The sequence below is a fragment of the Falsirhodobacter sp. 20TX0035 genome (genome assembly GCF_028307215.1).
Taxonomy (GTDB): Bacteria; Pseudomonadota; Alphaproteobacteria; order Rhodobacterales; family Rhodobacteraceae; genus Falsirhodobacter.
In genome coordinates this window covers 1-241 of sequence record NZ_JAQMHV010000051.1, presented here as the reverse complement: position 1 = coordinate 241, position 241 = coordinate 1, and the positions used below count along the sequence as shown (strand labels likewise).

The window sequence follows — 241 nt, the reverse complement described above, 5'->3', positions numbered from 1 at the left end:
ACCGTAATCTGCAATTACATCTGAATCCGCTGGATCAAAGCCCTAACGTCAAACGCAAAGCAAAATCGGTCACGGAGCTGGCGCGCTCCGCCTTTCCTGCCGATCATGCCGAACTGCAATGGCGACAAAGCCGTGGCCTGACAGCATTGTTGATGGCGCTGCTGGCCATTTCATTAAGTCGGGTAAAACCGCGGCAAGGGCGATTTTCAACATTATTGCCACTGACGTTGCTGTTTATTGC

General features: G+C 51.9%; 1 protein-coding gene. It reads left to right on the top strand.

Going from position 1 to position 241, the window contains the following annotated elements; translation table 11 throughout:
- The coding region (locus PIJ50_RS16380) for an LptF/LptG permease family protein (RefSeq protein ID WP_271976667.1) at positions 1–241 on the top strand (241 nt) is incomplete at both ends.